At 59.2% G+C, this 11,504-nt stretch carries 18 protein-coding genes; 9 read left to right on the top strand and 9 right to left on the bottom strand.

Annotated features, from left to right (window positions below; all coding sequences use genetic code 11):
* The first annotated feature begins 40 nt into the window (after positions 1 to 40).
* Both nhaA and U5A89_RS08165 read left to right on the top strand, forming a co-directional pair.
* Positions 41 to 1,243: a Na+/H+ antiporter NhaA gene (gene nhaA / locus U5A89_RS08160; RefSeq protein ID WP_338160677.1), complete on the top strand. Its 1,203-nt coding sequence runs from the start codon at positions 41 to 43 to the stop codon at positions 1,241 to 1,243.
* Between the two features lie 101 nt (positions 1,244 to 1,344).
* On the top strand, positions 1,345 to 1,518 hold the full coding sequence (locus U5A89_RS08165) for a hypothetical protein (RefSeq protein ID WP_338160678.1): 174 nt from the start codon (positions 1,345 to 1,347) through the stop codon (positions 1,516 to 1,518).
* A gap of 8 nt (positions 1,519 to 1,526) precedes the next feature.
* Here U5A89_RS08165 and U5A89_RS08170 read toward each other — a convergent pair whose 3' ends face one another.
* On the bottom strand, positions 1,527 to 1,925 hold the full coding sequence (locus tag U5A89_RS08170) for a low affinity iron permease family protein (RefSeq protein WP_338160679.1): 399 nt from the start codon (positions 1,923 to 1,925) through the stop codon (positions 1,527 to 1,529).
* Between the two features lie 71 nt (positions 1,926 to 1,996).
* Between U5A89_RS08170 and U5A89_RS08175 the strand changes: the two genes are divergently transcribed.
* From U5A89_RS08175 to U5A89_RS08190, 4 genes are all read left to right on the top strand, one after another.
* Complete coding sequence (locus U5A89_RS08175) at positions 1,997 to 2,317, top strand: hypothetical protein (protein ID WP_338160680.1); 321 nt, start codon at positions 1,997 to 1,999, stop codon at positions 2,315 to 2,317.
* A 136-nt stretch (positions 2,318 to 2,453) separates the two neighbouring features.
* Entirely contained in the window at positions 2,454 to 3,653 is a 1,200-nt protein-coding gene (gene sucC, locus U5A89_RS08180; RefSeq protein ID WP_338160681.1) for an ADP-forming succinate--CoA ligase subunit beta, read from the top strand.
* A gap of 115 nt (positions 3,654 to 3,768) precedes the next feature.
* Positions 3,769 to 4,518 carry an electron transfer flavoprotein subunit beta/FixA family protein gene (locus U5A89_RS08185; RefSeq protein ID WP_338160682.1) on the top strand — a complete coding sequence of 250 codons (750 nt, stop codon included), beginning with the start codon at positions 3,769 to 3,771 and terminating at the stop codon, positions 4,516 to 4,518.
* Positions 4,519 to 4,543: 25 nt separating this feature from the next.
* Positions 4,544 to 5,476, top strand: a complete 933-nt coding sequence (locus U5A89_RS08190) for an electron transfer flavoprotein subunit alpha/FixB family protein (RefSeq protein ID WP_338160683.1) — start codon at positions 4,544 to 4,546, stop codon at positions 5,474 to 5,476.
* Positions 5,477 to 5,531: 55 nt separating this feature from the next.
* Here U5A89_RS08190 and U5A89_RS08195 read toward each other — a convergent pair whose 3' ends face one another.
* Positions 5,532 to 5,891: a glycine zipper 2TM domain-containing protein gene (locus U5A89_RS08195; protein ID WP_338160684.1), complete on the bottom strand. Its 360-nt coding sequence runs from the start codon at positions 5,889 to 5,891 to the stop codon at positions 5,532 to 5,534.
* A gap of 170 nt (positions 5,892 to 6,061) precedes the next feature.
* Positions 6,062 to 6,280 carry a hypothetical protein gene (locus tag U5A89_RS08200; RefSeq protein ID WP_338160685.1) on the bottom strand — a complete coding sequence of 73 codons (219 nt, stop codon included), beginning with the start codon at positions 6,278 to 6,280 and terminating at the stop codon, positions 6,062 to 6,064.
* Positions 6,281 to 6,402: 122 nt separating this feature from the next.
* On the opposite strand from U5A89_RS08200, the gene U5A89_RS08205 reads away from it, so the two are divergent.
* Positions 6,403 to 6,996 carry a hypothetical protein gene (locus U5A89_RS08205; protein WP_338160686.1) on the top strand — a complete coding sequence of 198 codons (594 nt, stop codon included), beginning with the start codon at positions 6,403 to 6,405 and terminating at the stop codon, positions 6,994 to 6,996.
* A gap of 43 nt (positions 6,997 to 7,039) precedes the next feature.
* Here the strand turns inward: U5A89_RS08205 and U5A89_RS08210 are convergent, their stop codons facing one another.
* From U5A89_RS08210 to relB, 4 genes are all read right to left on the bottom strand, one after another.
* Entirely contained in the window at positions 7,040 to 7,252 is a 213-nt protein-coding gene (locus U5A89_RS08210; protein ID WP_228168156.1) for a cold-shock protein, read from the bottom strand.
* 349 nt (positions 7,253 to 7,601) lie between these two features.
* Positions 7,602 to 8,639, bottom strand: coding sequence for a hypothetical protein (locus U5A89_RS08215; RefSeq protein ID WP_338160687.1), 1,038 nt, complete (start codon positions 8,637 to 8,639; stop codon positions 7,602 to 7,604).
* A gap of 89 nt (positions 8,640 to 8,728) precedes the next feature.
* Positions 8,729 to 9,004 carry a type II toxin-antitoxin system RelE/ParE family toxin gene (locus U5A89_RS08220; RefSeq protein ID WP_338160688.1) on the bottom strand — a complete coding sequence of 92 codons (276 nt, stop codon included), beginning with the start codon at positions 9,002 to 9,004 and terminating at the stop codon, positions 8,729 to 8,731.
* Positions 9,004 to 9,186 (bottom strand): type II toxin-antitoxin system RelB family antitoxin, encoded by a 183-nt coding sequence (gene relB, locus U5A89_RS08225; protein WP_338160689.1) that lies wholly within the window; start codon positions 9,184 to 9,186, stop codon positions 9,004 to 9,006. The genes U5A89_RS08220 and relB overlap by 1 nt, the downstream gene beginning before the upstream one ends.
* Before the next feature lie 144 nt (positions 9,187 to 9,330).
* On the opposite strand from relB, the gene U5A89_RS08230 reads away from it, so the two are divergent.
* Both U5A89_RS08230 and vapC read left to right on the top strand, forming a co-directional pair.
* Positions 9,331 to 9,522 carry a type II toxin-antitoxin system VapB family antitoxin gene (locus U5A89_RS08230; RefSeq protein WP_338160690.1) on the top strand — a complete coding sequence of 64 codons (192 nt, stop codon included), beginning with the start codon at positions 9,331 to 9,333 and terminating at the stop codon, positions 9,520 to 9,522.
* Positions 9,523 to 9,606: 84 nt separating this feature from the next.
* On the top strand, positions 9,607 to 9,999 hold the full coding sequence (vapC, locus tag U5A89_RS08235; RefSeq protein WP_338160691.1) for a type II toxin-antitoxin system VapC family toxin: 393 nt from the start codon (positions 9,607 to 9,609) through the stop codon (positions 9,997 to 9,999).
* Positions 10,000 to 10,038: 39 nt separating this feature from the next.
* On the opposite strand, the gene U5A89_RS08240 is transcribed toward vapC, so the two are convergent.
* Together U5A89_RS08240 and U5A89_RS08245 are read right to left on the bottom strand one after the other, a co-directional pair.
* On the bottom strand, positions 10,039 to 10,617 hold the full coding sequence (locus U5A89_RS08240; protein WP_338160692.1) for a hypothetical protein: 579 nt from the start codon (positions 10,615 to 10,617) through the stop codon (positions 10,039 to 10,041).
* Positions 10,614 to 11,480, bottom strand: a complete 867-nt coding sequence (locus U5A89_RS08245; RefSeq protein WP_338160693.1) for a DUF4747 family protein — start codon at positions 11,478 to 11,480, stop codon at positions 10,614 to 10,616. Before U5A89_RS08245 ends, U5A89_RS08240 begins: the two co-directional genes overlap by 4 nt.
* Positions 11,481 to 11,504 lie beyond the last annotated feature (24 nt).

Below are 11,504 nucleotides of genomic sequence, written 5' to 3' on the forward strand. Positions count from 1 at the left end.
GTCGCCCGCTGCGAAACGCTGTCTGCGATATGGAAAAGCTATGAACCGACCGCCAATTCGATCCGCATTCAGCGCTTTTCTGGCATGGGAAGCAGGCAGCGCGGTGTTGCTGATGATCGCGGCGGCGGTGGCGATGCTGCTGGTGAACCTGCCGGGCGGGGCGGGGCACGCCTATCATGTCATGCTGCACGCGCCGATCGGACCGATCCTGTCGCCACAGATCGGGCCGATGACGCTGCATCTGTGGATCAATGATGGTTTGATGGCGATTTTCTTCCTGCTGGTAGGGTTGGAAATCAAACGCGAATTCGTCGCCGGTGAATTGTCCAGCTGGGCGACGCGGCGGCTGCCGATCGTCGCGGCGGCAGCTGGCATGGCCGCGCCTGCATTGGTCTATCTGATAGTGACGGCAAACGAGCCTGCGCTGAGCCAGGGCTGGGCCATTCCGGCCGCAACCGACATCGCTTTCGCGATCGGGGTGCTGGCGTTACTGGGCCGCCGCGCGCCGGCGTCGTTGAAATTGTTCCTGACCGCAGTCGCCATCGTGGATGACATGGGGGCGGTCGCGATCATCGCCCTATTCTATAGTCATGGTCTTGATCTTATGGCGCTGGCTGGTGCGGGTGGCGTGCTGGTTGTCATGTATGGCCTGAACCGAGCTGGGGTGAAGGCTCTGGTCCCTTATCTGTTGGGCTTCGTTCTTCTTTGGTTGCTGATGCTGCTGTCCGGCGTGCATGCGACCGTTGCGGGCGTACTGGCGGCGATGACGGTACCGATCGGGGCTACCTCCGGCGGATCGCACAGCCCCCTGCATAGACTGGAACATGCGCTTCATCCCTGGAGCGCCTATCTGATCGTGCCGCTTTTCGGCTTTGCCAATGCCGGTCTGCATGTCGGCGGAGATGCAGGCGCCATGCTTTTCGCGCCTCTATCGCTGGGCGTCGCGATGGGGTTGTTTCTTGGCAAGCAGGTCGGCGTTTTTGGCGCGGTGTGGATCGCGGTACGCCTGGGCTTTGCCGAGCGACCTGCGGGGGCAAGCTGGAGCCAGATTTACGGCATGGCGATGCTGTGCGGCATCGGTTTCACCATGAGCCTGTTCATCGGTGCGCTCGCTTTTCCCGGGCAACCGATGTTTGTCGAGGAGGCAAAGGGCGGGATATTGCTGGGATCGTTGCTATCGGCCCTGTCCGGCTATGTCGTGTTACGCTGGATAGCGCGTCCAGTTGCCTCCGCCGCAGGGTAAGCGGGTTCGCCAACCAAATACTTACGCGCTATAACCGTTACGCTAACGCCGCGAGTTTAAATCGACCAATCTTTTCGAATATGGAAGGGAGGAGGGCGAATATGGAGATGGACGTCAACTATCTGCTGCACCGTCAGCAGATGTCGCTTATCCGGGCGCAGTCGAGCCGATCCGACAAAGGTCGCGACGCTTATGAAAATCTGGCGCAACGCTATGCCGAACGGATCGACGCCTACCGCCGTGAAAACGAACGGTTGATCATCCACGCGCATTGACGGCACTGTCAACGGCGTTCGATCAACCTTTCGATGGCAAGATGATGGGCGGCATCGTCGCCACATTCTTTTTCCAATACCGCTTTGATGCGCTGAAGCTCCGCTTCGGTCAGATGTTCGATGCCGATAAAATCGTTACGGGCATTGTCGACCGCACGGATCAATTCGTCCAGCTTGGCCTGGATCGCCGATCCGTCGCGATTTTGCGCATTCTGGATCAGGAATACCATCAGGAAGGTGACGATGGTCGTGCTAGTATTGATCACCAATTGCCATGTGTCGGAATATTGAAAGAAAGGCCCGGTGGCGAGCCACAGGATGACGCTGCCCAACGCCAGGGCAAAAGCGAGCGGTTGACCCGCCCAGTTGGCGACGCGATGCGACATGGCGGCGAAAATTTTATCCATGGACGATGCTATCCTTCGTGCGTTCGCGCCATTTATGCCTTGTTCAGCCGAACAGGGCCATTGAAAGCGCTATGATCCACAAGTCTTCCCGTTTGGTTGCAGCCTTCGCAATGGCTAGCCTTGCTGCCTGTACGTCCCTGTCACCCGAATCGCGGGTGCGGTCAGGGTTGGAAGAAGCCGGACTGTCGCCGAAAATGTCGGCGTGCATGGCGAAGCGGATGGTAGATCGACTGAGCCTGGCCCAGCTGAAAAAGCTGCAGTCGCTCGCATCGCTCCGCAAATCTCACAGCGGAAAAATGACTATCGATCAGATGCTGCATGAGGTGCGTGCATTGGATGATCCTGAGATTTTTGCGGTGACCACCAGATCCGCCCTAGCCTGCGCCTTATAGCCTTTTCGCTGGCGACCGGCGGATTGGCCTCCCACGCTTTGCAATTTTGCAAAGTGATTTTGCGAAATATTCTGGCGCCTCTCGGACGGCTGTGCTTATCCGCTGACATCAGATTTCAGCGAAGAGGGTCAGCGCTATGAACATTCATGAATATCAGGCAAAAGAGCTGCTGGCGAAATATGGCGCGCCCGTCGCCGCTGGCTATGCCGCCTTCTCGGTCGAGGAAGCCGTCGAAGCCGCCAAGAAGCTGCCCGGGCCGCTTTACGTCGTGAAGTCGCAGATCCACGCGGGTGGCCGCGGCAAGGGCAAGTTCAAGGAACTTGGCGCAGAAGCCAAGGGCGGCGTCCGCCTCGCCTTCAACCTGGATGAGGTCAAGGCCCACGCGACCGACATGCTGGGCAACACGCTGGTGACGATCCAGACGGGTGACGCGGGCAAGCAGGTCAACCGCCTGTACATCACTGACGGTGCCGACATCGCCAAGGAATTCTACCTGGCGCTGCTGGTCGATCGCGGCAGCAGCCGGGTCGCCTTCGTCGTGTCCACCGAAGGCGGCATGGACATCGAAGAAGTCGCACACTCGACCCCTGAAAAGATCCACAGCTTCGCCGTCGATCCCGCCGCTGGTTTCCAGCCGCATCATGGCCGCTCGATCGCTGCAGCGCTCGGCCTGACCGGTGACCTCGCCAAGCAGGCGGCCAAGGTGGCGTCGTCGCTCTATGCCGCGTTCCTCGACACCGATGCCGAGCAGATCGAAGTCAACCCGCTGGCGCTGACCGAGCAGGGCAACCTGCTGGTGCTGGACGCCAAGGTCGGTTTCGACGGCAACGCCATGTTCCGTCACAAGGACATCGCCGAACTGCGCGACCTGACCGAGGAAGATGCGGCCGAAGTAGAGGCGTCCAAGTACGACCTCGCCTACATCAAGCTGGACGGCAATATCGGTTGCATGGTGAACGGCGCTGGCCTGGCCATGGCGACGATGGACATCATCAAGCTGAATGGCGAATTCCCCGCCAACTTCCTGGACGTAGGCGGCGGCGCCACGACGGAAAAGGTGACGGCGGCGTTCAAGATCATTCTGCAAGACCCGGCGGTCAAGGGCATCCTGGTCAACATCTTCGGCGGCATCATGAAGTGCGACATCATCGCCAATGGCATCGTCGCCGCCGCCAAGGAAGTGAATCTGTCGGTTCCGCTGGTGGTGCGTTTGGAAGGCACCAACGTTCAGCAGGGCAAGGACATATTGGCGTCGTCCGGCCTGGCCATCGTCCCGGCGGACGACCTGGGTGACGCCGCCAAGAAGATCGTGGCGGAAGTGAGGAAGGCGGCCTGACGCTCGACCGCACATAAACGAAATACGCCTGATGGGCGTGGGTGGTCCGGAAACGGGCCGCCCACGTCCGTGTTTGCGTTGGTAACCGATAGTGTAAAACTGGAGGATGTTGGAAATGAAGATCATTGTGCCTGTCAAACGGGTCATTGACTATAATGTGAAGCCACGGGTGAAGGCGGACGGCACGGGCGTCGATCTGGCCAACGTCAAGATGAGCATGAACCCGTTCGATGAGATCGCGGTCGAGGAAGCGATCCGCCTGAAGGAAAAGGGCGTCGCAACTGAAGTCATCGCCGTGTCGATCGGCGTCGCCAAGGCGCAGGAAACGCTGCGCACGTCGCTCGCCATGGGCGCCGACCGGGCGATCCTGATCCAGACCGACGAAGAGGTCGAGCCGCTGGGCGTCGCCAAGCTGCTCGCCAAGGTGCAGGAAGAAGAAGGCGCTGGCCTGATCATCCTGGGCAAGCAGGCGATCGACGACGACAGCAACCAGACCGGCCAGATGCTGGCGGCGCTGCTGAACCTGCCGCAGGGCACGTTCGCGTCGAAAGTCGAAGTCGCGGACGGCAGCGTCAATGTGACCCGCGAAGTGGATGGCGGCCTGGAGACGGTGAAGCTGTCGACCCCGGCGATCATCACCACCGACCTGCGGCTGAACGAACCGCGCTATGCCTCGTTGCCCAACATCATGAAGGCCAAGTCGAAGCCTTTGGCGCAGAAGACCCCGGCCGATTATGGCGTGGACATCAGCGCGCGGCTGGAGACGCTCAAGGTCGTAGAACCGCCCAAGCGGTCGGCTGGCGTCAAGGTCGCCGATGTCGATGAACTGGTCGCGAAACTCAAGGCCCTAGGAGTGGCGGCGTGAGCCGCTGGAAAACAGGAGTTGCAGCATGAGCAAGACGCTCGTTTGGGTTGAACATGAGGGCGGCGCCGTCAAGGACGCGACCCTTTCCGCCGTCACCGCCGCCGCCAAACTGGGGGAAGTGCATCTGCTGGTTGCCGGGCAAGGCGTCGATGGCGTCGCCGCTGAGGCGGCCAAGATCGCTGGCGTGGGCAAGGTCCATGTTGCAGATGATGCCGCCTTCGCGCATGCTTTGGCCGAGAACGTCGCACCGCTGATCGTCGAACTGATGGGGCATCATGATGCCTTTATTGCCCCGGCCACCAGCAACGGCAAGAATATCGCGCCGCGCGTCGCCGCGTTGCTGGATGTCATGCAGATCAGCGACATCCTGTCGGTCGAGAGCGAAGACAGCTTCACCCGGCCGATCTATGCGGGCAATGCGATCGCGACCGTCAAGTCGAAGGATGCCAAGAAGGTCATCACCGTTCGCGGCACGGCTTTCGAGAAGGCGGCGCGGGACGGTGGCTCTGGCACCGTGGAAGCGGTCGCCTCCACCGGCGACAAGGGGCTGTCGTCCTTCGTCGGCGCCGAGATCGCCAAGCTGGAGCGTCCTGAACTGACCAGCGCCAAGATCATCGTGTCGGGTGGCCGCGCGTTGAAGGATGGCGAGACGTTCGAGCAGGTTATCTTCCCGCTCGCCGACAAGCTGGGCGCGGCGGTCGGCGCATCGCGGGCGGCGGTCGATGCGGGCTATGTGCCCAACGACTATCAGGTCGGGCAGACCGGCAAGATCGTCGCACCCGAAGTCTATGTCGCGGTCGGTATTTCCGGCGCGATCCAGCATCTGGCGGGGATGAAGGATAGCAAGACCATCATCGCCATCAATAAGGACGAGGATGCGCCGATCTTTCAGGTCGCAGACATCGGCCTGGTCGGCGATCTGTTCAAGATCGTGCCGGAGCTTACCGAAAAGCTGTAAGTCAGCGTGACGCAGTAGGAAAGGGCGCGGGGAGCAATCCCCGCGCCCTTTCTATTTATTCGCAGTTGATGTCGTTCTTGTCGATCGCACGCCCGGCCAGCGCGCCGCCCGCGCCGCCGATGATGGTGCCAAGCGTCTTCGATCCGCCCGGCGCAATGACGTTGCCCAGCACGCCGCCAGCGATGGCGCCGACGATGGTGCCGGTGGTGCCGTCATCACGCTTGCAATAATAGCGGCCGTCGCGATCGCGATAGATCTGGTCGTTGTCGCGGATGGGACGGCGAGCATAGCGAGGCGGGCCGCGACGGTCGCCGGGACGGTCATAGCCATATCCACGGCCGCCTCCATTATCCGACATGCAAGCGCCGAGCGGCAGCATGGCGAGGATGGCGGCGGCGATGATGGGTTTGCGCATGGAGTATCTCCTAATGTCGGTGTCTTTATGACCGCTAACAACTCTGTAGGACACCAGTCGTTGCAGAGGCCAAAAAGAAACCGCCCGCTGCGGCCGCGAGAGGGGGAGCGGCGGCGAGCGGGCGGTGACCGGCGGTTAGCGGGGGACAGGACCGCCGGATTGGGAAAGGCTTAGTTGGGCAGCGGACGGTTGATCGTGCTGCTTGATGACACTAGCGGCGACGTCGACGCGGTTTCGGCTTCAATTTCCGAAGCCTTGTCGGCGATGGTGGTCTTCGCGTCGTTGTAGCGGGTGACGAGGTCGTTCTTGAACTCGGTTAGCTTGCCTTCGTCATAGAGTTTCTTGCCGACATAGCCTGCGATAGCGCCGAAAATCAGGGTGCGGATCATGGGATGCTCCATTGTTGCGGTTCGGTGGAGATAACCGGCAAGGATGGCAGGAGTTCCGGCATGGATTGTCTGGACCGCTGCTTTTGCTAGGCTTGCGACGGACGGTGCGATGGGGGAGCCGAATGTCGGGATTCGATCTGGTGTTCGCGGCCTTCGGGCTGTTGCTGGGGTTGGCGATCAGTGAAGTGCTGGGCGGATTTTCCAGGGCTTTGAAACTGAAGCGGGGCGCCAAGCCGGTGCGGATCGGGTGGTTGACGCCGCTGCTGGGGCTGTTCGTGCTGCTCGACCTCACCAGTTTCTGGCTGTCGGCGTTCGAGGCCCGGGCGCAGATGGACGCCAATTATCTGACTTTGGTGGGCGTATTGGCCCTGGTCGGCGTCTATTATCTGGCCGCGACGCTCATTTTTCCCGACGAGCCGGAGGAATGGCCCGATTTCGACGACTGGTACGACCGGCACAAGCGGATGGTCATCGGCGGCGTGCTGAGCGCCAATATCGGCAATATCGTCGGCCAGACGCTGCTCGAACTCTACCGGCCATCGACCGGGCCGGAGATCAGCGATGTGGCGACCGCCTGGACGCTGCTGGCGCTGGTCGGCCTGTTGGCGCTGCTGATCGCCCTGCTGTTCGTGCGGTCGCGGCGGTGGAATGTCGCCATGCTGGCCGCGTTGCCCATGATATTGGTGACCGGGTCGGTCTATCTGGACATGGTATGAAGCCGGGCGTTCCGCGCGGGAACGCCCGGCCCAATCGCGTCGCTTATTCGGCGTGCGCGATGTTCACAGCGGCCATCTTGCCACGACGGTCCTGCTCCAGATCATAGGAGACGCGGTCCTTTTCGCGCAGCGTGGCGAGGCCAGCGCGCTCGACGGCGGTGATGTGAACGAACGCGTCCGGGCTGCCATCATCGGGAGCGATGAAGCCATAGCCCTTGTCGGCGTTGAAGAATTTGACGGTTCCGACGATGCTCATGGTAGTTCCTTCTTTCGTGCGGCGCGGCCCGTGTGGTCGCACCGGATCGCTAAAGGGGCAGGGAAAGAAGGAAACAGGTGCCGCAAAGCGCCGAGAACCGTCGATTTGCGACTGTAGCTGCCCTTTCATAGGGCATGGGGGGCGAAATAGCAAATGGGGGCGGGGGCTGGTGGCAAGTGTTGATGGGGGCGCACCGTGGCGTTCCTGGACGAAGGCCGGGGTCCAGTTCCACGGTTGAAACTGGACCCCGGCTTTCGCCGGGGAACGACCAGGCGGTGATTGGCGGGATTGGGCATTCGCTATTGCGGCGGGCCGGGCGAAGGCGCGTTTCATGGGCGCGCCGCATCTGTCATCCCGCCCCGGCCGTGGCGGTGGCGTGGGACGCGTCCTGCGCCAGGGCGAAACCGAAGAAATCGTCGCGGGCGAGGGCGGCGGCCTGTTCGTAGGGGCGGCGTTCGGCCTCCTGCTGGGCGGCGAGCGCCTCTTCCTCCGCTTCCGTCAGGTCGCGCTCATAATCGTCGACATCGTAGATGCTGTCGCTGGCGTCGCCGTCGAAACCGGGCGGCGGCGGGAAATCGGTGCGCCAGCGGTGCAGCTCTTCGTCCCACCAGATGCCGCGCAGCCGATCGGCGGCTTCGTCCGGCGGGAGATCGGCCAGGATCGGGGGCGGCGGGGGGCGAAGTTCACACCGTTCATCCGCGACGGAAAAGTGCGGATTTTGGGCTTTGTGCAGCGCCATGCGCGCGGCAACGAACAGGGCCGCCGATGCGCCGGAAGAGAGGGCGGTGGCGGTGTCCGTTTCGACCGGCTCGGGCGTGTCGGGCATGGTGCCGTCATAGAGGGTGGCGTCGTCCATGGTGCGCGCGGTCGGCTCCTTGCCGGGGCGGGGCAGGTTGAGGCTGTCGGCTTCCGCCTGGGCTTCGGCTTCCGGGCAGATCAGGTCGAGATAGGCGATGAAATCCTGCGCCACGACGCGGGCCAGCGCGGCATCGGACCCTTCGACCGGGCTGTCGGCCATGCGATCGAGCCGGGCGAGCATCGACATGGCGAGCCGGTTGTCGTGACGGTGGCGGGTGATCTCATAATTGTCGGGGTCTTTGCGGATGGTTTCCTCCGTTCCCATGATGGCGCGGGCGAGCAGAGTGTCGGCCAACCGCGCGCGAGCGATGAGGATCGCCGCGTCCCAGCCCAGGCGAAAGGCCGCGCCGTCGCGGCGGATGCGCAGCACATAGGCGGAGCGCGGCGTGATGAATGCGGCTTCGGACGCGAGGCGGATGACGCCGGTTGCAGCGAGGACTTCGAGGAAGCGGCGCTGGCGCGCGGGGGACCAGCCATCGACGCGGATTTGCGGGGCGGGGGTGGGGAGGATGGGGTCGTGATAGGACATGGGTCGCGTGCCTCCGGCTGAGGGGTTTGCCGGGAGGATAGGCGCGCGGAGGGTGTGTAGGACAGCGAATAGGATTTTTGGGGAGGGTTTCAGGGATATTGTTGGCGGGTGTGCTTGACCGAAACTATTTCGATGACATGTGCGCCGACCCGATAGACGAGGATATAATTGGGCGCGACGACCGCTTCGCGTGTGTCGGGGACACGCCCGGCGCGATGCATGTAGGGGTGGTCAGCTAGTCGTTCGGCAGCCTGTTCGAACAGATCGACGTGACCAAGCGCGGCGGTGGGATTGCGGTCGGCAATATAGTCGATGATATTGCGCACGTCTTCCCGCGCTTTCGCACGCCAGATGACGTGCGGCATTAGGCCCGCTTGGCTTTCTTGGTTTCGATGAGGGCGCGTAGTTCAGCCATCACCTGATCGTGCGGGATGGACGGGCGCGGGTCCGCCAAGGATGCCTCGACCTCCGCGCGGAACCAGGCGTCGTAGGTTTCCGCTTCCTCGGTCGTCGCAAATTCAGACTCGATGGGGGTGAGTTTGGTCATGGTAAGAGGATAACAGGGCTGCACGTTATTATCCATATCGGGGGAAGGTGCAGCGCTGGGAATAGTCCGTATCGGACCAGCTTATTGTCGGCCCGATTGTGCCGATGTCGATGGATGTGTATATTAGCGGCAAAGGATACACATATGCGCACCAATATCGTGATCGATGACGGACTGATCGCCGACGCCATGCGGGCCAGCGGCGCGCGGACCAAGCGGGAGGCGGTGGAGATGGGGTTGAAGACCCTGTTGCGGCTGTCGCGCCAGGCGGAGTTGCGGGAGCTGCGCGGGGCGATCGATTGGCAGGGTGATCTGGATGCGATGCGGCGGGATTGATGTTTTGGCCTTCTGCGCGGCTTTGCGGGACCATTTGGATCGCGCGGAGGTGCGGAGACGCGAAGGGGCTATGAGGATGGCCTTATGATCCTGGTCGATAGTAGCGTCTGGATCGACTATTTTCGCGGGAAGGAAACGCCACAGACCGACCGGCTCGACGCGCTGCTGGAGTCAGAGCCGCTGGCAATCGGCGACCTCATCCTGGCGGAGATATTGCAGGGCTTTTCGAGCGAGCGGGACGCGGAGCGGGCGCTGGCGTTGCTGGGTGCGCTGGAGCCGGTCAATATCGGTGGGCAGGCGATCGCCGTGCTGGCGGCGCGGCATTATCGAATTTTGCGGGGGCGGGGGATCACGGTGCGCAAGACGATCGACACGCTGATCGCGACGCGGTGCATCCATGACGGAATGGCGCTGCTGTATAGCGACCGGGATTTCGATCCGTTTGTTGAGTGGTTGGGGTTGGAGAGGGTGGGGTGAAGCGTTTCGCATTTGACGGCAGTTCGCCTCCATTAGAAACTACCCATCGTCATTTGGAGGCCGAGTGATGTTTGTTAAGGCTGAAAGTCTGCCCAGTCTAAACATCGCTATAGCAATTGATAAAAGCAATATCGATCCATAGAATAGGAATAAACTTCCGATAAATTTATCTGCTAAAATTATCACCATTAAGATGATGCCATTTATACTTTCTAGATCGGTAGATTTTCCTAATATCCTCCAAAAAAAGCTACCTTCGGTCGATATTGAGTACAGATAGCCAGCGGTTTGAACGAAAACAATATGAAAAAATGTCACATTCACCATTTTAAGGAGTGATACACCACGTCGCTGATTTATAGCGCTCTTCAATGCCGTATGTAAGTCGCTTCCCATCAACGAAAATGCTATAGTATATGCAGCCAAACTAAATCCCATCATAGTGGGAAGTGTAGATTTAGCCATTTCTCTCCAACTAATGGAGAGGATGCCGATCAAATTAAGAAAAGATAAAATGAGTGCGAGGTGAAAAAATGGCGATTTCGATACCTCTCTATATCGGCCATAATCTGACCAATACACATTTAAAATCCTAAATAGTTCTTTGTAGGCTGTCATTGTTTTCTTCGGAACTGATCAGCAAGATGTTGAAATGCAGTGCTGTCGCTAGCAAATTCAGGATCAAATTTTCCTTGCATTATTTTTGGAAATTCGTCGGTTGTAATGGTTTCATGGCCATTCACACCGTAACCTTTGGCTATTGTGCGACCATTTCTTATGCTTGTCCGCACCAAGGCATTTAGATCTTCATCTCGCTCAATCCCACGACCAGGCTCAGATTTATAAATAACTGTCATACTACGAGCATTTTTGTCTTCCAGATGTTCTTCTGCTAACTCCTCGAAATCTCCATCCCATAGGTCAGAATTGGGACGTTCAATATAAACCTCGATGTTCGTTATGCGAGCAATGGAAAAGATTTTTTCTATACTGCCCTTGCTCTGAATTATGGTAATTTTCACATCGCCAAATTGCTTCTTTATTTTGGAATCTCGAAATAAATTTGAGAAGAAGTTCAAGGCAGAATTTATAGTAAGTCTATGGCCACTTCCGTAATGTTCGAATATAATTTCGTGATTCTTAACATCAAATCTGAAATAAAAATTCATCGCATTAGGGCGTAGGTTATCTGGAACCGAAATTTTTGCGACCTCAGTATCATCTGCTTCTGCGAGAGTATTGGTATCGAGCCAAGTTCCATCCCAGTCAATTTCCAAGAATGTCGATAAAACACCATTTATATATAAAGCGTCATCGGAAATCTTGGATAAAACTGTGATTAGTCCCGACCGATCACCCCGCATTTTTATGATTTTTTTACGTGAAAAGGCCGCCTTCCAAAGTTCTCTGTAACGTGCTGGCGAATGTGGATGAAGCCGAAGATTTAGGCCCGCCACTTCCGCTTTAAATCGATTAGCCATGATTCCTCCGAGTTTTGTTAAACG

The organism is Sphingobium sp. HWE2-09, assembly GCF_035989265.1.
Taxonomy (GTDB): domain Bacteria; phylum Pseudomonadota; class Alphaproteobacteria; order Sphingomonadales; family Sphingomonadaceae; genus Sphingobium.